General features: G+C 69.0%; 19 protein-coding genes and 2 pseudogenes. 13 read left to right on the top strand and 8 right to left on the bottom strand.

Annotation, left to right across the window (positions count from 1 at the left end):
- Positions 1 to 899 precede the first annotated feature (899 nt).
- The 6 genes and pseudogenes from OG819_RS41120 to OG819_RS41095 all read left to right on the top strand — a co-directional run bounded on the left by OG819_RS41120 (position 900) and on the right by OG819_RS41095 (position 5,898).
- Positions 900 to 1,775, top strand: coding sequence for a universal stress protein (locus OG819_RS41120; RefSeq protein WP_266632272.1), 876 nt, complete (start codon positions 900 to 902; stop codon positions 1,773 to 1,775).
- A 316-nt stretch (positions 1,776 to 2,091) separates the two neighbouring features.
- Positions 2,092 to 2,367 (top strand): hypothetical protein, encoded by a 276-nt coding sequence (locus tag OG819_RS41115; RefSeq protein ID WP_266655534.1) that lies wholly within the window; start codon positions 2,092 to 2,094, stop codon positions 2,365 to 2,367.
- 364 nt (positions 2,368 to 2,731) lie between these two features.
- Positions 2,732 to 3,154: an Hsp20/alpha crystallin family protein gene (locus OG819_RS41110; RefSeq protein ID WP_266632280.1), complete on the top strand. Its 423-nt coding sequence runs from the start codon at positions 2,732 to 2,734 to the stop codon at positions 3,152 to 3,154.
- A gap of 140 nt (positions 3,155 to 3,294) precedes the next feature.
- Positions 3,295 to 3,915: a CBS domain-containing protein gene (locus tag OG819_RS41105; protein ID WP_266654267.1), complete on the top strand. Its 621-nt coding sequence runs from the start codon at positions 3,295 to 3,297 to the stop codon at positions 3,913 to 3,915.
- A 225-nt stretch (positions 3,916 to 4,140) separates the two neighbouring features.
- A pseudogene (locus OG819_RS41100) lies at positions 4,141 to 4,428 on the top strand (transposase); the annotation flags it as partial.
- Positions 4,429 to 4,746: 318 nt separating this feature from the next.
- Positions 4,747 to 5,898, top strand: coding sequence for a hypothetical protein (locus OG819_RS41095; RefSeq protein ID WP_266655532.1), 1,152 nt, complete (start codon positions 4,747 to 4,749; stop codon positions 5,896 to 5,898).
- Positions 5,899 to 6,372: 474 nt separating this feature from the next.
- Here OG819_RS41095 and OG819_RS41090 read toward each other — a convergent pair.
- Together OG819_RS41090 and OG819_RS41085 are read right to left on the bottom strand one after the other, a co-directional pair.
- A pseudogene (locus OG819_RS41090) lies at positions 6,373 to 6,567 on the bottom strand (CBS domain-containing protein); the annotation flags it as partial.
- A 24-nt stretch (positions 6,568 to 6,591) separates the two neighbouring features.
- Positions 6,592 to 7,020 (bottom strand): Crp/Fnr family transcriptional regulator, encoded by a 429-nt coding sequence (locus OG819_RS41085; RefSeq protein WP_266632284.1) that lies wholly within the window; start codon positions 7,018 to 7,020, stop codon positions 6,592 to 6,594.
- A gap of 477 nt (positions 7,021 to 7,497) precedes the next feature.
- On the opposite strand from OG819_RS41085, the gene OG819_RS59210 reads away from it, so the two are divergent.
- A complete protein-coding gene (locus OG819_RS59210; protein ID WP_353963260.1) occupies positions 7,498 to 7,986 on the top strand; it encodes a fructose 1,6-bisphosphatase in 489 nt (162 codons plus the stop codon).
- A 17-nt stretch (positions 7,987 to 8,003) separates the two neighbouring features.
- On the opposite strand, the gene OG819_RS41080 is transcribed toward OG819_RS59210, so the two are convergent.
- Complete coding sequence (locus tag OG819_RS41080) at positions 8,004 to 8,390, bottom strand: hypothetical protein (protein ID WP_266654265.1); 387 nt, start codon at positions 8,388 to 8,390, stop codon at positions 8,004 to 8,006.
- Positions 8,391 to 8,920: 530 nt separating this feature from the next.
- Here OG819_RS41080 and OG819_RS41075 point away from each other — a divergent pair.
- The gene (locus OG819_RS41075) at positions 8,921 to 10,255 is read left to right on the top strand and encodes a phosphoribosyltransferase family protein (RefSeq protein ID WP_266654263.1); all 1,335 of its coding nucleotides are present in this window, start codon (positions 8,921 to 8,923) and stop codon (positions 10,253 to 10,255) included.
- Positions 10,256 to 10,885: 630 nt separating this feature from the next.
- Here OG819_RS41075 and OG819_RS41070 read toward each other — a convergent pair.
- From OG819_RS41070 to OG819_RS41055, 4 genes are all read right to left on the bottom strand, one after another.
- Positions 10,886 to 11,038 carry a hypothetical protein gene (locus tag OG819_RS41070; RefSeq protein ID WP_266632291.1) on the bottom strand — a complete coding sequence of 51 codons (153 nt, stop codon included), beginning with the start codon at positions 11,036 to 11,038 and terminating at the stop codon, positions 10,886 to 10,888.
- A gap of 304 nt (positions 11,039 to 11,342) precedes the next feature.
- Positions 11,343 to 12,227 carry a universal stress protein gene (locus OG819_RS41065; protein ID WP_266632293.1) on the bottom strand — a complete coding sequence of 295 codons (885 nt, stop codon included), beginning with the start codon at positions 12,225 to 12,227 and terminating at the stop codon, positions 11,343 to 11,345.
- Between the two features lie 104 nt (positions 12,228 to 12,331).
- Positions 12,332 to 12,541, bottom strand: a complete 210-nt coding sequence (locus OG819_RS41060; RefSeq protein WP_266632295.1) for a hypothetical protein — start codon at positions 12,539 to 12,541, stop codon at positions 12,332 to 12,334.
- A gap of 857 nt (positions 12,542 to 13,398) precedes the next feature.
- The gene (locus OG819_RS41055) at positions 13,399 to 13,875 is read right to left on the bottom strand and encodes an Hsp20/alpha crystallin family protein (RefSeq protein ID WP_266632297.1); all 477 of its coding nucleotides are present in this window, start codon (positions 13,873 to 13,875) and stop codon (positions 13,399 to 13,401) included.
- 212 nt (positions 13,876 to 14,087) lie between these two features.
- Between OG819_RS41055 and OG819_RS41050 the strand changes: the two genes are divergently transcribed.
- Positions 14,088 to 14,312, top strand: coding sequence for a hypothetical protein (locus tag OG819_RS41050; protein ID WP_266632299.1), 225 nt, complete (start codon positions 14,088 to 14,090; stop codon positions 14,310 to 14,312).
- A 72-nt stretch (positions 14,313 to 14,384) separates the two neighbouring features.
- Here OG819_RS41050 and OG819_RS41045 read toward each other — a convergent pair whose 3' ends face one another.
- The gene (locus OG819_RS41045; RefSeq protein ID WP_266632301.1) at positions 14,385 to 16,034 is read right to left on the bottom strand and encodes an FAD-dependent monooxygenase; all 1,650 of its coding nucleotides are present in this window, start codon (positions 16,032 to 16,034) and stop codon (positions 14,385 to 14,387) included.
- Positions 16,035 to 16,288: 254 nt separating this feature from the next.
- On the opposite strand from OG819_RS41045, the gene OG819_RS41040 reads away from it, so the two are divergent.
- From OG819_RS41040 to OG819_RS41025, 4 genes are all read left to right on the top strand, one after another.
- Entirely contained in the window at positions 16,289 to 17,410 is a 1,122-nt protein-coding gene (locus OG819_RS41040; protein ID WP_266632303.1) for a SchA/CurD-like domain-containing protein, read from the top strand.
- Positions 17,411 to 17,479: 69 nt separating this feature from the next.
- The gene (locus OG819_RS41035) at positions 17,480 to 17,962 is read left to right on the top strand and encodes a cupin domain-containing protein (RefSeq protein ID WP_266427165.1); all 483 of its coding nucleotides are present in this window, start codon (positions 17,480 to 17,482) and stop codon (positions 17,960 to 17,962) included.
- Positions 17,959 to 19,227, top strand: coding sequence for a beta-ketoacyl synthase (locus OG819_RS41030; protein ID WP_266427163.1), 1,269 nt, complete (start codon positions 17,959 to 17,961; stop codon positions 19,225 to 19,227). The genes OG819_RS41035 and OG819_RS41030 overlap by 4 nt, the downstream gene beginning before the upstream one ends.
- Positions 19,224 to 20,480: a ketosynthase chain-length factor gene (locus OG819_RS41025; protein WP_266427160.1), complete on the top strand. Its 1,257-nt coding sequence runs from the start codon at positions 19,224 to 19,226 to the stop codon at positions 20,478 to 20,480. Before OG819_RS41030 ends, OG819_RS41025 begins: the two co-directional genes overlap by 4 nt.
- Positions 20,481 to 20,504: the final 24 nt, after the last annotated feature.

Below are 20,504 nucleotides of genomic sequence, written 5' to 3'. Positions count from 1 at the left end.
ACTCCTACGAGACCAACGGCCGGCCGACGCTCGGGTGGGGTTCCCTTTCGGGTGACGACGCAGTTCTCGATCTGTACGTCGAGGCCGGGGGAACCAGCCAGGGGTGTGGCCATGAGTCCGCTCCTCACCTCCCCATGATGTCGTCGTCCGGGCGCGAATGGTTCTTGAGTTGCTCCCCGCGGCCGACCGTCGCCCACAAGGTGCCCCTCGGCGTCGGCCACGGGCCGTCGCTTCAGGTGTCTGTGAGCCGTCAGATGTGCCACACCAGTGATCGTGGCGTTGTTCGGGACGATGACAGTGGGGCACGCTCATCGGGCTTCCGGCGGTCAGGTGCTCCGGAGGTGTTGTCTCCACCATCTCCCAGAACGGCGCCGCACGGCCAAAAGAGACGACAGTGTGCGTCATCACGGCACGCCCACGGTGCGCACATGCTTCACGACCATCCTCTCCCGTCCCACGCAGCCGCGGCGGCTCCAGGCCGGAGCCCAGGCCGTAGGTGTGACCGATCGACTGGTGGACGGCGACGACGTCGACGGAGCGGTGCAGGCGTTCGATGACCGGGATGAGCGTCCGTGTCCGTCGCTCCGGCCGACGATTCCGATGAGTTCGCCGGTCTCGTCGACCACGGGAAGCCGCACGGACAGTCCGCAGCGGAGGTCTGCGGGTCCCTGGGCGACTCCCGGACGCCTTCCGGTGCCGAAAGGCGAACTGCGCCGAAACGCTGCGGCGGACGCCATCACTGCCCCTTCGGAAGCGATTACTGCTTATTTGGGATGGCTTAGGTTAAATATTCCAACAAGGGACGAACTATCGTTCGCGCAGCCTCCTGGTAGGCGTGACGGTGGCAGTAGGCCTGCGCTGATGCAGGCATGGGAAGCCGGATGAAAGGCGGTGGGGCCATGCAGCTGCCCCTGGTCGTAGGCGTGGACGGATCGGAATCCAGCCTCGTGGCGCTGGACTGGGCGATCGACGAGGCCGCCCGGCACGGCCTGCCGCTGCGGCTCGTGTACGCGTCCCGGTGGGAACGTTACGAAGGCATCATGCCCTCGGGCAGCGTACAGCGCCCGTCACACCAGGTGATGGCGGACAACATCGTCGCCACCGCGACGGAACGCGCACGGCGCCGCAACCCGACAGTGAAGGTCACCGGCGACGTCCTGCCCGAGGACCCGGTGTACGCGCTCCTGCGTGAAGGCGACAACGCCAGGGCCGTGGTGACGGGATCTCGTGGTCGTGGTGAGCTGAAGGGGCTGCTCCTCGGCTCAACCAGTCTCACCGTGGCCGGCCGCGCTTCCGGGCCGGTGATCGTGGTCCGCGGCGACGAGGCAGGGCTGGAGGGCACACACGAGCGGATCGTGCTCGGCGCCGGCGAATCCGGTACGTGCGGCGCGGCCGTGCGGTTCGCCCTCCGTGAGGCGGAGGCGCGGCACTGCTCCCTGGAGGTGGTCCGCACTTGGCGCCGCCCCACGCACGAGTCCGTCGAACACCCTCTGCTTGCCGGAGATCCGGCGCGCTATTACGAGGAGCGGGCGTCCACGCTGATCGATGCTCTGCTTCTCGACGCCGTGGCGGACCACCCGGATGTCCGGGTGATCCGGTCCACGGTCGAAGGGCCCGCCCACAGGGTTCTCGTGCACCGCTCGGCCGCCGCGGATCTCATGATCATCGGCGTGCGTCGCAGCCGCGATTCGGGAGGACTCCAGATGGGCCGGGTGGGACACACGCTGCTGCACCACGCCGAGTGCCCGGTGGCAGTCGTACCGCAAGTGCCGTGAGCCGTGGAGTACAGCTGATTCCACTGCGGCGGCCGCCTCGTACCCCCGGTTCCGCGCGATCGGCGTAGTACTGCCGTGTCCGAGGGATCATGGAATGAGTTCGTCCCGCAGATCCGGCGCCGCCAGACGGTGTGTGGGTGCATGACGGCAGGCTTGTCGGAGGAGGCGGTGCGTCGTGATCACACGAACGCGGATGCCGCACCTGCATCTCACACCACCGCCGGCTAAGTCCCGGCCGCCGAGGGAGCCGCCGAGGCCGCCTACCCAGCAGCAGTCGCGATCGGGCCGGCAGTGGTGGATTCTTCCGTTGCTCTGGGTGGTCATCCTCTCCGTCCTCCTCCTCGTGCGCGCCCCGTCGGGGACCCCACGGGCGCACCTGTCCTACAGTGACTTCGTCGCCAAGGTCGGCGTCGGCCAGGTGAAGACCATCGACATCAACGACAAGGGCGCGGTCAGCGGCGGTCGGCGGGCGGACCGGCGGCAACGCGACCTGCTGGTCGCCCGCGAGACGGTCGACGGCTCCGCCGTCCTCGACGTACTCCGGCAGGAGCAGGGAGAGGGGGCATGCCGCCCGCCGCACTCTGCACCGTGATCCAGCGCGCGGTCGGCGATCTTCATCGCGTTTATCGCGTCGGCGAGGCGGCCGACACGGTCTGTGGACAGGGCGATGTCGTCGGCCCCCGAAGCCGAGGTGGCACGCCGCCCATGTCGACCCCGACGTCGGCCGCGGCGAGGGCGGTGGCGCCGTTGGCACGTCCGAGCGGGGGCTCGCGCGAAGGCATGGGCCGACCGGCCCTCCAAGGGCACGAATATCGATCGCATGAACCTCATGTGGACTGGTCGCATGGAAGGGACTTCTGGGACCCCGAAGATGGGCCATTCGGCCTCAGCGCACTCCCAGCGCACGAGGTGCACTGGGGGTGTCAAAGCCGCAACCACGACAAGGAGACACAGCGATGACCACACTCACACGAAGGCAGAGGTTCCCGTTCCCGGAGCTTCCCGAGTGGTTCGAGACGTTCCCCGCGCGCTTCGCGATGCCCACGATGGGCGACCTCTACACGGTCCGCATCGAGGACTACATGGAGGACGATCGGTACGTCATGCGGGCGGAGCTTCCAGGGGTCTCACCCGAGGACATCGATGTCGTCATCAGTGACGGGGTGTTGACCGTCAAGGCCGAGCGCACCGAACGCGAGGTGGACAAGAACCGCAGCGAGATCCGTTACGGCTCCATGAGCCGCAGCGTGCCCATGCCGCCGGGCGCCAACGAGGACGACGTCAAAGCCGGCTACGCCGACGGGATGCTCACCGTCAGTGTGGGCCTCCGAAGCGAGAAGGCCGAGGAGAAGCACATCGACGTCAAGCACGGTGGGTGACCTCCGTACCCGCTGGGTCCCGGACGGGCGGCCACATGCCCGCCCGAGCCCGCAGGTTCGCGGTCGGCCCCTGTTGTGCAGGGACGGCGTCTCGTTCCTGTGCAGGGGAACTGCTGCAGATGCGGAAGGGGTTCCGAGCGATGAAGCACCGCAGCGTGGGCGATCTGATGACGCCCGCCGCCGTGAGTGTGCGACCGGGTACGACGTTCAAGGAACTCGGACGACTCCTCGACGAGTACGACATCACCGCCGTCCCGGTGGTCGACGACGACGGTCGGCCAGTTGGGGTGGTGTCCGAGGCGGACCTGCTGCACAAGCAGACGTTCGCCAGAGTCGGGAGCGGCGCCGGGGATCTGATGACGAGCCCCGCCGTGGTGGCAGAGCCGGGGTGGAACGTTGTCCGTGCCGCGCGGACAATGGAGAGATACAAGGTCAAACGCCTGCCCGTGGTCGACGATGCGGGTCGGCTGATCGGTGTGATCAGTCGCAGCGACCTGGTGCAGTTGTTCCTCCGCAGGGACCACGCTATCGAGGAGGAGATCCTCGAGGACGTCATCGTTCAGACCTTGGGACTTCCGCAGTCGGCGCTGACCGTCGAGGTCACCGACGGCAGGGTCACGCTGAGCGGCAGCGTGGAGCGCAAGAGCCTGATCCCGGTCGTTGTGCGGCTGTGCGCCGGCGTCGACGGAGTGGTGGACGTCGTCAACCGGCTCGGCTTCGACCAGGACGAGAGGACTGCTCCGGTCCGCAGGGATCCGTGACGACCCCTAGTGGTAGGGCTTGGTCAGGTTCACTTTGTAGCTGGCGTGTCTGTTTACTGGTGGGTGTCGTCGGGGTGGTATGCCCCCTGGAGAGACGACCGTCCGGTAGGGCCTGGAGGCGTTCACGGCGGAGAAGTTTGACGGGTTCGGGCGTGCTGGCCAGTGGCGCTGGGGGAGGTGTGTGTGGGGCTGCTGTTGGACGGGCGGCGCAAGTCGGTGGAGCCGATGGCGGCCGGGCCGGGTGAGAACGTTGACCGGCAGGCTTTGGCGCATTTCGTGACGTCGAGTCCGTGTGATGCGGCGTATGTGCGGGCCCGTCTGGCGTGGATGATGCAGGACGCGTCCCGGCCGGAGGCGTTGATCGTGGACGACACCGCATTCCTCAAGAAGGCCCGGTCTGTCACGGCGCCCGTTGCGGAGGGCTGGCCGAGCGCGGCCCGCCGAAGCGGCGTCGGCATGCCTACGGTAGCGGGCGGGACCGCACGTGTCAGCCGAACAGGCGGCGCACCCGTAGCGTGTCGACGCGCCTCCAGCCGGACTTGGGCAGCAGCAGCCACCCGCGCCCGTCCTCGTGGTCTCTGCCGCTCGCCAACCCTGTCACGGGATCCGGTTCACCCAGGTTCGGGAGCGTGGTGGGTATGCCTGTGGACGTGCAGGACAGGGCCGTACACATCGGCCGTGGAAGCCTCGGGTCCGCAGTGGCCGGCCCACCGGGCGATCTTCGGCCACCTCCCCCAGGATGGGACCCGGTCGCCCGGCCAGGGCGACGGACTTCGGGCGGCCTGTCTTCGTACGCGGCGGCGAGGTCGCACCGACCCCAGGAGGCAGCTCATGGCAGCAGCGACAGATGTGCTCATACCTGTGCTGGAAGACGTCCGTGAAGCTCATGCCGCGGTCGTCGCCCGGTTCCGGGCGGATGCGGCCAGCACGCCGCCAGGCGCCGACCGGCACAGAGTCGAACGCCGAGCCGCCGAAGTCCAGGGCCATCTCGCGCGCATCGAGGACCGCGTGCGCGCGATACGCCCTTCCCGTGGACCGCTGGCCGCCACTGCGCAGTTGCTGCGGTTCGTCGCTCTCGGTGCGGTACGGGCGACCACGCTCCCACTGGAGGCCACGGTGTCGGCCGTCACGGAGATCGTGCGCAGCCAGCAGCCGGGCGATCAGCACACCCTGCTGAAGCACGCCGAAGACGAGTACGCGGCCGCAGCCCGGGCGGTGGCGACCTGTCAGGCAGGCGAGAACATCGCCGAACAGCTCAACGACCGGGAATCCGCCGACCTGCTTCACATGCTGCGCCGTCAGGACGAGCAGCTGCTGGAAAGCATCGAGGAGAACGTCACCCAGCGGGCGGGGGCCGTGGCAGCGGCCACCAACGGCCACCGCCCGCCACAGGCCGAAGCCATCCGGGCCGCCGACGGCGGCAGTCTGCTGGATACAGTCATGGGCACGATGCGCGTGGCCGTGGCACGGGTCGGAGCGGTCCTGCAAAAGAGCATCAGGCTCGTGACAGACACGGCTGAGGGCGTCCTGCGGGAGAGGCCCTACACCCACCGCGCGGCCGAGGAGGCCCATGGCGCGCTCACCCGCGAGCAGGACCTGCCCATCCCTGGCTTCGGCGGGCTCGGCGTCCCGGAGATCCAGCAGCACCTGTGCGACCTGTCCCAGATGCAGCTGACGGTGGTCGAGGGCTACGAACGTGCCCACGCGAGGCGATCCGCAGTGCTGAACGCCATCACGCAACTGCGCGAAGCCGAACCACTGGCTGGCTACGACACGATGAGCCCCGAAGAGATCAAGGAGCAGTTGCCCGAGGTCTGCGACGACGCGGCCCGGCAGGTACTGGAGTATGAGCGACGCCACCGACGGCGCGAGATGGTGATCGACGCGGCGGAGGTCGCGCTCCATGTTCCGCCCGAGGCCACCCACAGAACTGAGGGGGACGTCCGCGACACCGCCACCCGAGAAGGATCTGCCCATCCCTGACTACGGCCAACTCGGCGTCACGGAGATCCAGCAGCGCCTGCGCTGTCTCTCCCGGTCGGACTTGACGCTGATCGAGAACCACGAGCGAACACATGCCAACCGTCCGGGGGTTCTGGACGCCGTGGAGGGGCGGCGCGGCCCTGAACCCTGGGTCGGTTACGACAACATGGACATGGATGAGATCACTGAATGCCTTGATCAGGTCCCCTCCGGCGTGGCCCGGCAGGCACTGGATTACGAACAGCGCCATCTGCAGCGTAAGAGAGTCATCTCCGTAGCCGAGACACGGTGCCAGGGGGCACCGCCGCCTCCTGGAGTGGGTACGCGCGCTGGGTACTTCGCACCGGTTTGGGGCGGAGGGCACAGATGCCTATGGCGCCGGGCTGACCCGCTACCTGCGCCGTCAGGGCATGGACGTGGTGGAGGTCATCCGGCCGATCCGCCAGACCCGGCGTCGGGCCGACGGCAAGAACGACGCCATCGACGCCGAAGCAGCAGGTCGGCCTCGGAGACCACACCGATGACGCGTCCCTCGTCCTCCAGTACCGGCATGGGACTGACCTTCCACTGCTGTATGGCTTCGACGATTTCCTTGAAGGGCGCGTCGCGTCCCACAGTCACGACCGTCTGGGGCATCACGTCGCTCACGATAAGCGGGGTCTCAGGCACTTGCGGCCACCTCGTCCCTCCTCGTCACGGCACCTCGCCCGCACCGTGGGGCGCGTACAGGTCGAGCAGTCGCCCCCGGGTGGACCTGAGCCGGCGAGCCAGCACGCCGGCGACGTAGGTGCACACCTCGTGATCCAGCACCGGGTCCTTCGCGCACATCTCACGCACCGCCGCCGCGTCGAACTCGTAGGCCCGTACCGGACTGCTGGCCTCGGCCCCCAGATGCCACACATGGGGAGGGACCAGCCAGGACCAGCCCAGCAGTCTTCCGGAACCGAGGGTCTCGATGACCGCTGCGCGCTGGCCGGGCACCTGAAGATCGAGAGCGACCGTGCCTGTGTGGATGATCCAGAAGTGGTCGGCCGTTCCGCCCTCGTGGAAGATGCGCTCGCCCGTCGCGAACGACACCTCACGAGCGAGCGACATCAGCTGATCGCGATGTTCCTTCGTCATGGCGCCGAAAACACCGGCTCTGGCAACCACAGTGGTCGTCCTTTCTCCGTGACCTCGAAGTGGAGGCGGGCTCCTGTCCGGTCAGGGACGTCTCGGCGCGCGGCTGATGCTCAACTTATGGCGGCGGGGTGGTGGTTCTCCACGCCGGCTCCCTTCCGACCGCATGACTCCACGATCGCCGCAAACCGGCGTGGCGCAACCCGGGCCGAGGCACTCCGCGAGTTGATCCGCGTGTCGCGGTGGGGCCAGCGCGGTGGGACGGTATTCACAGGGCGTTCTCGCATGGCCTGACAGAGAGGCGGTGGCGTCGTTGGGGCTTCTGCTGGTCGTGGAGATGACGGGTGGGATGCCAGCCTGCAGGCGTGGACGAGGCGGTGCGACGCGGGCTGCCTTCGCGGGTCGTCCACGCCTCCCCGTGGGAGCTCTGCCGGTCACCACCTACATCGGCCGGGAACCTGCGCGGAGTGAGGCCCGGCTATGCTGAGCCGAACTTCGGGGAGCGGCTGTCCGATCCGGTGTTCTGCCTTCTCGCCGACTAGCCCGGGCGGGGCGCGTGGAACCTGGTCCTGTAGAAGATGTTCACGGATCCGTTCAACACGGCCGGACCGATCATCGACTCGAAGACGCACGACGGGTTCGTGTTCGAGGCCTGCCCCTGTTCGAGAGAGGCGGATCTTCTCCGCCAGCCCCGGTGACCTGTACGACCTGCTGACGTACACCGGGGCTCCGACCCGATGTGTGGTCCACCGCGTGCGACCCACGGCGCTGGGGAAGATCGCGGCGGCGACGAGGCCTCAGCGGCTGTCACCGATCGCGGGGAAGCACGCGGGCCAGGGCGACCCGGTTTCGAGGACGCGCGCCGCCAGGCGAATGCGGTCATGGACCATCGGCCCCTCCGAGTCGCACCGACTGCCGCTGGAGGGTCTGAAGTGTATCGAGCAACCCCCTTCGGAGCGCAGTCCCTGAGTCGCCGTGCCGTCGGCCTACCGACCCCGGTACAGCCGGTCGAGTCCGACGAGCAGCACAGCTCCGTCGGCCTCGGCCGCGCGCAAGGCGGGAGCGAAGCCGACGCCGTTGTAGCAGGCGGGCCGAGTGTGGGTGACGTCCTCGCCGCGGGTGGCGAGCAGGGTGAGGAGATGACGAAGCTGTTGCAGGTGGTGCGGGTCGGGCGTCGACCGGTAGAAGCCGCCCAGGACTGCTGTAAGTGCCTCCAGAAGGGCCGTCTTACCCCGCCGCAGCCGTCCCGACACGACCTCGAGGCCGGTTCCGGGGCGGGTGTCACCGGCGAGGGCGACGAGCGCGTCCCACGAGGGGGCGCGGTCGGAAATCGTCTCCGGCTTCGCGGGACGACAAACGTCGGACGGCGACATGGCTGCTCTCATTGCTCGGCAGAGCTCCTGCCACCGGCACAACGTCGAATGCCGGACGCCGCGACATCCGTGGCCAGCCACGGTCAGGCCCGTCGAGGCTGAGCACGCAGGCGCGGATTCGTGCTCTCCCAGTCGTCGGCCGCGGGTCTCGGTCCGTCGGTTCCCTGTCCATGGCTTGGCCGCGCGTGCACCGCGCGCCATGTGCCCTGATGCTGGGCTCGATGTATGTCGGCGGCCTCTGAATCGTGAATACCACCTGGAAACTGGTCCGCCGCCTTGGATTCGAAGGGGATGTGTTGGGTCCTGGACGGTTGCCGTGCGCTCTTTCGGGGCGATGTCCACGATGGTTTGTACCCCGGACTGTGGTGTCAGTCCGGGGCCATCGCGCGTACGACAGATCGCGTTCGGTGACGATGCCGACCACTTGGGCGCGTCCCGTAGCGGGCGCACCTGTTCCCTGCTGGGGCGAGCATGGAAGCACTGGGTGTCGCGTTGCTCACCGTGTTCCCCGGAGGCGAGGAGGTCGGATCGTGTTCTTCATGGATCGTCGTGATGCCGGCCGGCAGCTGGCGGCCCGGCTGGGGCACTTCAAGGAAGCTGGGGTTGTGGTGCTGGGCCTGCCCCGTGGCGGGGTTCCGGTCGCTGCGGAGGTTGCCGAGGCGCTGGGCGCGCCGCTGGATGTCTGTCTGGTGCGGAAGCTGGGCGTGCCCTTTCAGCCGGAGCTGGGGATGGGAGCGATCGGCGAGGGCGGCGTACGCGTGATCAACGATGACGTGGTGCGCACGGCTCGCGTCACCCCGGATGAACTGGCAGAGGTCGAGGCCCGTGAGCGGGTGGTGCTCCAGAGCCGTGCCCGGCAGTACCGGGGCGGGCGGGAACCGATCGAGCTCGAAGGCCGCACGGTGCTGGTGGTTGACGACGGGGTGGCCACGGGGTCGACGGCGCGCGTGGCCTGCCGGATCGCCCGCGCCCGCGGGGCCGCGCGGATCGTGCTCGCGGTCCCCGTGGCACCGCACGACTGGACCGCACGGCTCAATGAGGACGCCGACGAACTGGTATGCCTGCACACCCCGCGGAACTTCTTCGCGGTCGGACAGTTCTACACCATCGACTTCTCCCAGGTCGACGACGCTGAAGTCGTGGCCTGTCTGGAAGCGGCCGCAGCCCGCCTGGCGAGCAACCGCCCGACTGAGCCGGGTCACGCCGGGCCCGAGGACCGGGAGGTGGACGTGCGGGTCGGCGCGACGGTGCTGCGCGGGCAGTTGACGGTGCCAGAGGCCGCGAGGGGGGTCGTGGTGTTCGCGCACGGCAGTGGCAGCAGTCGGCACAGCCCGTGCAACCGGTTCGTGGCCGTCGGACTGAATCGGGCAGGGCTGGGCACTCTGCTGTTCGACCTGCTCACCGAGGAGGAGATCGACCGAGCCAACGTCTTCGACACCGGACTTGTGGCCCGGCGTCTGGCGGATGTCACCGGCTGGGTGCGGAGGCAGCCCGAGACCGCAGGGCTTGCTGTCGGGTACTTCGGTGCCAGCACCGGCTCGGCAGCCGCGTTGTGGGCGGCCGCCGAGCCGGGCGCGCGGATCGCCGCGATCGTCTCTCTGGGTGGCAGGCCTGACCTGGCCGGGCCACGGCTGTCGGCGGTGACGGCGCCCACGCTGCTGATCGTCGGGGGCGACGACCAACTGGTGCTCGACCTCGATCGCGAAGCACAAGCCCGGCTGCGTTGCGGGAACCGGCTCGCGATCGTCCCCGGCGCCACTCACCTCTTCGAGGAGCGCGGTGCCCTGGAGAAGGCCAGGGATCTGGCCCGAGATTGGTTCACCGACCACATGGCCACGGCTTCCCGTGCGGCGGCCCCAGGCTGAACGCGTGCTCCAGGCGCTGCTCAGGTGCAGCGGCACGACTGTGTGCCGCCTCATGCCTCGTCGATAAGCTTGGCGGCGCAAGGGACTGCCGAACTACCGGCTGGTGCAATGCGCGGACGACTTCGTCGTGTTGTTGGTGCAGTGCACCGGGTCCAAGGCCCAGAAGTTCAGGGCGGAGGTGGGGGGACTACCCGGCCCGCAGGCTGACGGTGACCCTCTGGGCCGGGAAGATTCATATCGCTCGTATCGACGACGGCTTCGTCTGCCTGGGCATCCGCATTCAGCGAAGGGGCTGGTGCGATGGTCGTTGCGTCGTGCCCACCATGCCGGCCAAGCCCGCTTTGGCCTCGGTGGCGGTCGGTCAACCCGGTCCTCCGGGGTTGGGCCGTCCATTGCGCTACGGCGCGACCAGGAGAACGTTCTCCTGCCTCGGCTGCTCCGCGTGGTGGAGACTGCTTTTCTGGAACCGCAACATGCACCTGACCTGGAGGCCTCCGCGGCGCCGCTACTACCAGCCAGGCGTGCCTGACCACACGGTTCGAGGGCGGGCGGTCCCGACAGGCGTAGCAGCCGGGCTCTGCCACCTTCAGCGCCCGGCGGGCCATCCGAACCGGCTGGTGTTCACGGCCATCACGCGGATGGCTTCGAAACACCTTTTGGGGAAGTCACCTTGCCCAGGCGTTCGGCGGCCCGCCGGTGGATGGCCAATTCGGCTTCCAACTCGGCGATGCGCTTGCGGGCCGCGGCCGGCTCGGGCAGATCAAAGCTGATCGCACCGGGCAACTGCCCAGCATCGATCTCCTTCCAGATACGACAAGGTCGAGGACCTTAAGGCGGAACTCGGGTGGATAGCTGCGGGGCATCGATGGATCGTCAATTCTCCAGCGACCCGACTCCATCAGACCCAGGGCATACCTGAAGTGGCCGTACAGATCCTGGGCCCCGGCAATGGCGAGCGCTGCCGCTGCGGCTACCGTCGGCCGGCCCTCGCTCGCCGATGTCATCAACCGCTTGCACACGGCAGCGAGCACCCTGACGTTTCGCTGCTATATGCCTGACACGTGCGGCGGAGAGCCGCAGCGCCTGCCTACTGGTTGTGCGGATACGGGACGGTGATGACCGGACACTGCGCATGGTGAAGTACCCCTTGACTGACCGAGCCCAGCAGCATGCCGGTGAAGCCGCCGTGCCCGCGTGTGCCCACGGTCAGGCCGAGGGCGTGTTCCGATGCCTTGGTGAGGACCTGGACGGGGTGGCCGAGCGCGACCTCCTGGTGCAGTTCTACGTCCGGATGGGCGACGGTACGCCCGGCAAGCGTCTCCGACAGCAACCGGCGGCACTCCTGGACGGCCGCGTCCTCGTCCAGGACTCCGAGCCGCGGAGAGTGCCACACATACAGGGCCCGCAGGATTGCGCCGTGGAGGGCGGCTTCCTCGAAGGCAAAGTCGACGGCGGCGGATGACTGAGGGCTCCCGTCGACCCCCACCACAAGGTACGGCGGCTGCTGGGTGATGTGCTCCGCCTCCGGTACGACCACCACGGGGCAGGGGGCATGGGCGATGAGCGGCAGGGTGACGGCGGCGGAGGTGAACAGTTCCTGGACAGCGCTCAGATGCCAGGAACCGAGTACGACCTCTGTGGCGTTCTGCCCCTGCTCGCGCAGTACCCACGCCGGATGCCCCTCCGCCAGCAGCCCGGACACCCGTGCCTGTGGGTGCCTGGATTCGACGAAGGCCACCGCCTTCCGCAGCACTTGATCCCCCGTCGCGTGCAGTGCGTCGTTCCACTCCTCCCAGGACGGCCGCCCGGCTGTCGGCCGGTACCCAGGGGTCGGCACGTTCTGCGCGAGGACCAGCAGTAGGGGCAGGCCGCGCTTGTCCGCTTCGTCGGCTGCCCAGGCGAGACCCGCGCGTTTGCCGGGATCGGGGTCGACGCCGACCACGACTGGTCGACGTGCTTCCGTACGCGTCATCGCCGCTCCCAAGCGGTGTCTTCGAACGGCCCATGGGCTCGGTGCCGACCGGTGGTGTACCGACCATGGCGGCTGCCCGCGCCCCTTCCGGCGTGACGACGCGCCTACAACCCCTGGGAGAGCAGGAGCTCGTGGGCGAGTCGTGCGCCGCGTGCTGCGTCTTCGGGGGGAACGTCCTCTGATGGGATGTTCTCCAGTCCATTGACCAGTGCACGCACGGCCTCGGCCAGGGTCGCGACCTGTACTTCAAGCCGACTCAACCGGGCTTCCGGTCCGGGCGTCGCGTCGGGTTCAGGGGACTCGTTCTGCCTCATGTTGCGCTTCCTTAGGGCGGGCTGGAGACCTTCGCGGCCTGGTTCACTCTGTTGTTCGTCATCGGACTGTTGGTTCAGCACGGTCTGAGGTGCGGCCACTGGTGGCGGTACAGGTCGCGCGGCATCAGCACTGGGCGGTGTATGGGTGCCTGGCCAGGACGAGGACGTAAAAGGGCGGAGTCGCGGGAGACTGCTCTCAGGCGGCCTGCCAGGAAATGCGGGTCCGGTGGGTGCCGCGAGCAGACCGGTGCCGACTGTCACGATGAGGTGCTCTCGGTATCCCGGGATACGGTGGTCGGGATGTCGTGAAGGAACCGCTGTTCTGATTCGGGTAGGTCGCACAAAAGCGTTTGTCCAGAGTCGGGAGCGGTTGGGCAGCCGGTGATGGCCAGGGCGCCGACGTTTTGGTCCGAGCCACCGGGGGTGGGCGCGAGCTGACTGGCAACGTGCTTCGGCGGATATGCGTCGCCAACCAGAACGGAGGTGTCGGCGACTTGACCGTGCACGCCGTTCCCGCCCCAGGCAGCCCGCTGGACAGCGAAGACGAGGAGTAATCGTGGTGCGGATCAGCGTCTTCGCATATCTGCTCCGGGGTACCGTTGCGGAACTCCAGTCCGCCCCCGGGACGGGTCAGCGCTGGTCGCCAGGCATCTTGTGGGCGTTCGGCCCGCCCCGAATGCTGTGGGGTGGGCGGGGTGGTCCGATCGTGTTCGCAGACCGTCACGATGACGATTCCCGGGCGGATGGGGTCTGATAGGCCTTCCCGCGGCCGGGTGTCCCGGAGACCGCCTGGCAGCGGGATGTCCTCCCATGCGGTGGGGCGGGCGACATCACCCGTTCCACCACCGTGCCGCGGCTCAGGCTTGGGTGATTTCGATGTGCCGTGGCTTGGCCGCTTGGGCCTTGGGGACCATGACGGTCAGCACCCCGTCGGCCAGCGTCGCTTTGATCTCGTCCGTCTTGACATCGGTAGGCAGCAGGGCCCGGTACTCGAAGCGGCCGGTGCGCCGGGTGCTGCGGCGCAGGACGCCTTCATGCTCGCGTGCTTTGTATTCTCCGGTGATCAGCAGTTCCCGCTCGTTGATCTCGACTTCGATGTCCTCGCGTTTGATCCCGGGCAGTTCCACCTCGACCGCGTAGGCGTTGTCCGTCTCCTTCAGGTCGGCCAGGGGTGAGAAGGACCCGACGGCGGGTGCGGTACTGGCGGCCTCCAGGAAGCGATTCATCCGCTCGAAGAGGTCGTCGAACTCGGCAGCGATCGGCTCGCCCCAGCCCAGGCTGGAGAAGGGATGTTCCAGGAGCCGACCGGGTCGGTGGTGTACAGGCAGGGTCATTGCGGTTCGCCTCCGCGAAACGACGGCAATCCGGTCACTTCCATGCTGCCCGTCCCCACCTCCCCTGGCGAATCGGGCACCGAACTCCCGCACCAGGGAGACCAAACCGCAAGCCCCAGACACCGCGCGAAGTTCGCCCCGCTCCTCGCCAGCGCAAGGCGGATCTCACGCGTATCGGCACATTCTACTGGCGGATCCTGTCGGGGTGGAGCGTGCGCCCGTACAAGACCGGCAGCCGGGCGGTCCTCGAACAGGACATGGTGGCTCGCAAGGCGCTCATCCGCCGACTCGAGGTGCCGTTTCGCCCGCTGTTCCGCGCCAACCACTATCTCCTGACGTACCGGGGACACCGTGGTCTGCGGGCATGGCTGGACGGCGGTCAGGAGGTCCGGCGCGCACGCCAGGAGGACCGGCCGTCGGGTACCCGTTCCGAGTGAGTCCCTCGGCTCACCCGGAACGGGTACCGGCTGGCCGACGCGGACGTCGGGGTCACGGTGTGAACGGAGTCGTCAGCTCCGGTCCAGGATCGCCGTGAGGGCCTCCCTCAGTGCCGTTTCGGGGCTCGCGGACGGGCCTTCGGAGCGCCAGGCGACGAAACCGTCGGGGCGGACCAGCACCGCTCCGTCGTCGGTGACGCCGTGCACCTCCGCCCAGTCCGTGTCGCTCGCGGGGGAGAGTTCCGCGTCGGGGCCGCTGCCGATCCGGTACGCGTCGAGCGGGACGGACAGAAGCTGGGCGACGGCCTTGGCCGCGCTGTGCCACTTGTCCGCCGAGGTCAGGAGCACCATGGACCGCTCGTACAGGTCGAGGGTGGAGACCCGGGTGCCGGAGCGGGTCAGCCACATGTGCGGCGCCCGGCTGCCGGGTTCGCCCGTCAGGCGCAGGCCGTCGGGGACGATCGGCGCCGACTGGTCGGCGCCGAGGACCGCGCCGCGCGGATAGCGGTAGGCCAGCGCCACGTTGAGGATGCCGCCCTTCTTGCCGCCGGGGCCGGCGGCGCCCGGGGCGGGGATGTACCCGGGGTGGCTGTGCTCGACCGAACGCGACGAGGCACGGGCGCTGGTCGCCTCCGCGACCGGGCGGCGCTCGGCGTCGTAGGACTTCAGCAGTCCCGGCCCGGCCCAGCCGCCCAGCACCGCGGCCAGTTTCCAGGCGAGGTTGTGCGCGTCCTGGATACCGGTGTTGGAGCCGAACGCGCCGGTGGGGGACATCTCGTGGGCCGAGTCGCCGGCCAGGAACACCCTGCCGTCCGAGTAGCGCTCGGCGACCCGCTCGGCGGCGTGCCAGGCGGCCCTGCCGGTGATCCGCACATCGAGATCGGGTACGCCCACGGCGCGTCGGATGTGGTCCGCGCACCGCTCGTCGGTGAACTCCTCCAGGGTCTCGCCGTGTTCGGGGTGCCAGGGCGCGTGGAAGACCCAGTGCTCCTCGTTGTCGACCGGCAGGAGCGCCCCGTCGGCCTCCGGGTTGGTCAGGTAGCAGACGATGAAGCGTCGGTCACCGACGACGTCCGCGAGAGCCCGGGAGGTGAACGTGACGCTCACGTTGTGGAACAGGTCGCCCGGTCCGCTCTGCCCGATGGCGAGCCGCTCGCGGATGGGGCTGCGCGGACCGTCCGCCGCGACCAGGTAGTCCGCGCGGACGGTGCTGTGCTCTCCCGTCTCCCGGCTCTTGAGCCGCGCCGTGATCCCCTGGGCGCCCTGCTCGAACGACATCAGCTCGGTGGAGAAGCGCAGGTCTCCGCCGAGTTCCCGGGCGCTCTTCAGCAGCACCGGCTCCAGGTCGTTCTGGCTGCACAGACACCACGCACTGGGGCTGAAGCGGGCCAGTCCGCCGCCCGGGTCGATCTCCTTGAACAGCCATTCACCGGCGTCGCCCACCAGCGTCGGGGTCTGCATGATGCCGTGGTTGTCCGCCAGGACCGAAGCGGCCTCCTCGATGCGTCGCTGCACTTCGGCGACTCGGAACAGCTCCATCGTGCGCACGTTGTTGCCACGCCCACGCGGATGGATCGAGGTGCCCGAGTGGCGTTCGACGAGCAGGTGCGGCACTCCGAGCCGGCCCAGGAACAGCGAGGTGGACAGGCCCACCAGGGAGCCGCCGACGATGAGCACCGGTGTGTGCTGACCGACCTCGCCGGCCTCTTCCGATCGGTTCATTGATTGCCTCCAGCGTCACCTGCGAGGTGAGTCAGGGATGGGATGCCGACCGCCTTGAACGGCCATCAGTTTCCATGCCCTGTGCGGAGAGGATCGCGCGCTCCGGACACCCGGATGGCACACAGTTCACTCGTCCGCACCGGCGGGCTCGCGCGCCTCGGGGGTCGAGTCAACGATCGGCTCATGGCGACCCCGGCCTTTGGGACACGGCGGTCGTTCCTGACCTTCCGTGAAGAAGAGAAGAGGTGTGCCGGATGACTACTTCGGGACGTATATCGCAATCGGCGTTCGACGGCTCCAGGCTTCGGGTGATCCTGCTGCTCGACCTGTTCGAAGGAGCACAGGAGCAGTTCCTCGACGCGTACGAGCACATGCGCAATCAGGTCGCGTCCGTCCCCGGACATCTCAGTGACCAGCTCTGCCAGTCGATCGAGAACCCCTCGCAGTGGCTCATCACCAGCGAATGGGAGAGCGCCCCGCCCTTCCTGGCCTGGGTGAACAGCGAGGAGCACGTCCAGACGGTCCGGCCGATGCACAACTGCGTCCGGGACACCCGTTCGATGCGCTACAGCATCCTTCGGGAGACAACCCCGGATCAGCCGCTCGGCAACGAGGCGGCGACGACGGATCTGCAGGTCGAGGCCCGGGTGGGCGAAGGTGTGGCACGCCATGCCCTCACCTTCACCGTGAAGCCGGGTTCCGAGTCGAAGGTCGCGGAGATCCTCGCCGGGTACGAGTCCCCCCAGCCCCAGGTCGACGACACCACGCGGCTGCGGCGCACCTCGCTCTTCATGCACGGCAACCGTGTCGTGCGTGCGGTGGAGGTGGAGGGCGACCTCATGGCGGCACTGCGTCACGTCGCCCGCCAGCCCGAGGTACGGGCGGTCGAGGAGGCCATCAACCCGTACCTGGAGCAGGACCGGGACCTGAGGGACCCCGACTCGGCGCGGGTCTTCTTCACCCGGGCCGCGCTGCCGTCCGTGCATCACGTGGCGTCCGGCAGCAAGGCACCCGAGGACCTGCGCCGCCACGCGCTCTACTACCCGGCCAAGCCAGGCTGCGGGATGGAGCTGGCCAGGTTGCTCGCCCACCAGGACGAGGCCGCGGCGGAGGACCCGAAGAGCCCGGTGTACCGGAGCACGGTCTTCCAGCGTGACGACATCGTGGTGCGTCTCATCGACGTGACGGGCGAGCTGGACGCGGACCCCGTCGCCGCGCTCGGTGTCAAGGGCGCGAAGAAGGCCGCGGAGCTGGAGCGCCTCATCGACGGTGCCGCGATCGGCGTCGAGGGCTCCCTGGAGACGGAACGCAACATCAACCGCCTCCTGTCGCACGTCGACATGATGCCCGTCACCGACCGCTCGGCGGATTCCTGACGGAGGGCCGCGGCTCCGTCCGCGGCCTTCCCTCCCCGGACGTCACTGCCCCACCCGGAGGTATCAAGCATGTTCAAGAAGCATCCACGCATCGTGGACCTGAGCGAGACGGAACCCAACCGCAGGCGCGGAGGCGACATCCGGGCCATGCTCACGCCCGCCACGGCGGGATCCACCAGCGGCTTCATGGGCCTGGCCATCATCCAGCCCGGCGAGCGCATCGGCGAGCACTACCACCCGTACTCCGAGGAGTTTGTGTTCGTCGTCAACGGCGCACTCGAGGTGGACCTGGACGGCGAATCGCACGCCCTGCAGCCCGATCAGGGTCTGCTGATCCCGATCAACATGCGGCACCGCTTCCGCAACGTCGGCGACACGGAAGCCCGCATGGTCTTCCACCTGGGCCCGCTCGCCCCGCGTCCGAGCCTCGGCCACGTCGACACGGAGGTGACCGACGACACCGCGCCCGGCCCCGAGTTCGCCACTGCCGGAGCGGACCTGTCCGCGCCGGACCACGGACGGCCGTCCGAGCGAAGTGGGGCCATAAAGTGACCCGGCGGGTGGCCGTCACCGGTATCGGTGTGGTCGCTCCGGGCGGCACCGGGGCGACGGCGTTCTGGGACCTCCTGTCCAATGGCCGCACCGCGACCCGCGGCATCTCGCTGTTCGACCCGGCGGGTCTGCGCTCCCGGATAGCCGCCGAATGCGACTTCGACCCGCTCACGCACGGCCTCGACCCGGAGCTGAGCGAACACGCCGACCGGTACATCCAGTTCGCCGTGGTCGCGGCCGGAGAAGCCGTACGCGACTCCGGACTCGACACCGGCAGGGAGGACCCCTGGCGGGTCGCGGTCTCCCTGGGCAGCGCCGTCGGCGGCACCACCCGCCTGGAACACGACTACGTCCAGGTCAGCGAGGGGGGCCGGCGGTGGGACGTGGACCACCGCGCGGCCGACCCGCAGCTGCACCTGGCGTTCGCGCCCAGCACGCTGGCCTCGGTCGTCGCAGAGCAGTTCGGTGCCCAGGGACCGGTGCAGACCGTCTCCACCGGCTGCACCTCCGGACTCGACGCGGTGGGCTACGCCTTCCACACCATCGAGGAGGGCCGGGCGGACGTCTGCATAGCCGGGGCGTCGGACTCGCCGATATCCCCGATCACCATGGCCTGCTTCGACGCCATCAAGGCCACCTCACCCAACAACGACGACCCCGAGCACGCCTCCCGGCCCTTCGACGCCAACCGCAACGGATTCGTCATGGGCGAGGGCGCCGCGGTACTGGTCCTGGAGGAGTACGAGCACGCCCGAGCCCGCGGCGCGCACATCTACTGCGAGATCAGCGGCTACGCCACCTACGGCAACGCCTACCACATGACCGGTCTGACCAGTGAGGGGCTGGAGATGGCCCGGGCGATCGATACCTCGCTCGGCCAGGCCCGCCTCGACCCCACCCTGATCGACTACGTCAACGCGCACGGCTCGGGCACCCGGCAGAACGACCGGCACGAGACCGCCGCGGTCAAGCGGTCCCTGGGCGAGCACGCCTACAAGACGCCCATGAGCTCCATCAAATCCATGGTGGGGCACTCCCTGGGCGCGATCGGTGCGATAGAGGTCGTCGCCTGCGTCCTCGCCCTGAAGCACCAAGTCGTGCCGCCCACGGCGAACTACGAAACTCCCGACCCCGAGTGCGACCTGGACTACGTGCCGTGCACCGCACGCCCGCGGAAGCTGAACAACGTGCTCTCCGTGGGCAGCGGATTCGGCGGATTCCAGTCCGCGGTGCTCCTGACCGGGCCGGGTGGGAGGAACCGATGACCACTCAGCGCACTCAGCGTCCCCGGCGTGCGGCCATCACCGGCATCGGTGTGATCGCGCCCAACGGACTGCGCGCCGACGCGTACTGGAAGTCCGTCAGGGAAGGCCTCGTCGTCCTGGACCGGATCACCCGCGAGGGATGCGAGCACCTGCCGCTCCGTATCGCGGGCGAGGTCCGGTCCTTCGACGCCGCGGCCCTCATCGAGGAGCGGTTCCTCGTCCAGACGGACCGCTTCAGCCACTTCGCGATGGCTGCGACCGTACTCGCCCTCGACGACGCCGGCCTCGGCCAAGGTGACCCCGCGGACCCGTACGACATCGGCGTGATCACCGCCGCCGGATCCGGCGGTGGCGAGTTCGGGCAGCGGGAGCTCCAGAAGCTGTGGGGCCAGGGATCCCGGTACGTGGGCCCGTACCAGTCCATCGCGTGGTTCTACGCCGCCAGCACCGGCCAGATCTCCATCCGCGGCGGCTTCAAGGGGCCCTGTGGAGTGGTCGCGAGCGACGAGGCGGGTGGCCTGGACGCCATCGCGCTCGCCGCCCGGGGAGTACGACGCGGCACCGGCGCGGTGATCGTCGGATCCGCGGAGGCGCCCCTCGCCCCGTACTCGATGGTGTGCCAGCTCGGATACCCCGAGATCAGCACAGCCGAGGAACCCGGTCGCGCCTATCGGCCCTTCACCGCGGGAGCGTGCGGCTTCGCTCCCGCGGAGGGGGGCGCCATGCTCGTCGTGGAGGACGAGGCCCGCGCCCGCGAGCGTGGGGCGGCCGTCCGGGCCACCGTGGCCGGTCACGGGGCCACGTTCACCGGCGCCTCCCGCTGGGAGCGGTCCAGAGAGGGGCTCGCCCACGCGATCCGTGGCGCCCTCGACGAGGCCGGCTGCGCTCCGGAGGAGATCGACGTCGTGTTCGCCGACGCCCTGGGTGTTCCGGAGGCGGACCGCGCCGAAGCCCTGGCCATCGCCGACGCCCTGGGGGCGCACGGCACCCGCGTCCCCGTCACGGCACCCAAGACGGGCATCGGGCGGGCCTACTGCGGGGCACCCGTGCTGGACACCGCGGCCGCGGTGCTCGCCATGGAGAACGGCCAGGTACCCCCCACCCCCAACGTGTTCGACATCTGCCACGACCTCGACCTGGTGATGTCGAGCGCTCGCCCCGCCGAGCTGCACACGGCCCTGGTCCTCAGCAGGGGACTGATGGGCTCCAACGCGGCGCTGGTAGTGCGCCGCGGCGGCGACTCCGCCCGATAGGACCGGGCGGGAAGGAGAACAGAC

The sequence above is a fragment of the Streptomyces sp. NBC_01549 genome, from assembly GCF_026339955.1.
Taxonomy (GTDB): Bacteria; Actinomycetota; Actinomycetes; order Streptomycetales; family Streptomycetaceae; genus Streptomyces.
Note: the sequence above shows the minus strand (reverse complement) of the source record. Positions and strands in the feature narration are given on the sequence as shown.

Bases quoted from the DNA above. Each gene is read 5' to 3' on its own strand.
- OG819_RS41065 (WP_266632293.1), bottom strand. From the start codon at position 12,227: ATGACGCGTACGGAAGCACGTCGACCAGTCGTGGTCGGCGTCGACCCC.
- OG819_RS41080 (WP_266654265.1), bottom strand. From the start codon at position 8,390: ATGTCGCCGTCCGACGTTTGTCGTCCCGCGAAGCCGGAGACGATTTCC.
- OG819_RS41045 (WP_266632301.1), bottom strand. From the start codon at position 16,034: ATGAACCGATCGGAAGAGGCCGGCGAGGTCGGTCAGCACACACCGGTG.
- OG819_RS41095 (WP_266655532.1), top strand. From the start codon at position 4,747: ATGGCAGCAGCGACAGATGTGCTCATACCTGTGCTGGAAGACGTCCGT.
- OG819_RS41055 (WP_266632297.1), bottom strand. From the start codon at position 13,875: ATGACCCTGCCTGTACACCACCGACCCGGTCGGCTCCTGGAACATCCC.
- OG819_RS41120 (WP_266632272.1), top strand. From the start codon at position 900: ATGCAGCTGCCCCTGGTCGTAGGCGTGGACGGATCGGAATCCAGCCTC.
- OG819_RS59210 (WP_353963260.1), top strand. From the start codon at position 7,498: ATGCTGAGCCGAACTTCGGGGAGCGGCTGTCCGATCCGGTGTTCTGCC.
- OG819_RS41110 (WP_266632280.1), top strand. From the start codon at position 2,732: ATGACCACACTCACACGAAGGCAGAGGTTCCCGTTCCCGGAGCTTCCC.
- OG819_RS41040 (WP_266632303.1), top strand. From the start codon at position 16,289: ATGACTACTTCGGGACGTATATCGCAATCGGCGTTCGACGGCTCCAGG.
- OG819_RS41035 (WP_266427165.1), top strand. From the start codon at position 17,480: ATGTTCAAGAAGCATCCACGCATCGTGGACCTGAGCGAGACGGAACCC.
- OG819_RS41060 (WP_266632295.1), bottom strand. From the start codon at position 12,541: ATGAGGCAGAACGAGTCCCCTGAACCCGACGCGACGCCCGGACCGGAA.
- OG819_RS41085 (WP_266632284.1), bottom strand. From the start codon at position 7,020: ATGACGAAGGAACATCGCGATCAGCTGATGTCGCTCGCTCGTGAGGTG.
- OG819_RS41105 (WP_266654267.1), top strand. From the start codon at position 3,295: ATGAAGCACCGCAGCGTGGGCGATCTGATGACGCCCGCCGCCGTGAGT.
- OG819_RS41025 (WP_266427160.1), top strand. From the start codon at position 19,224: ATGACCACTCAGCGCACTCAGCGTCCCCGGCGTGCGGCCATCACCGGC.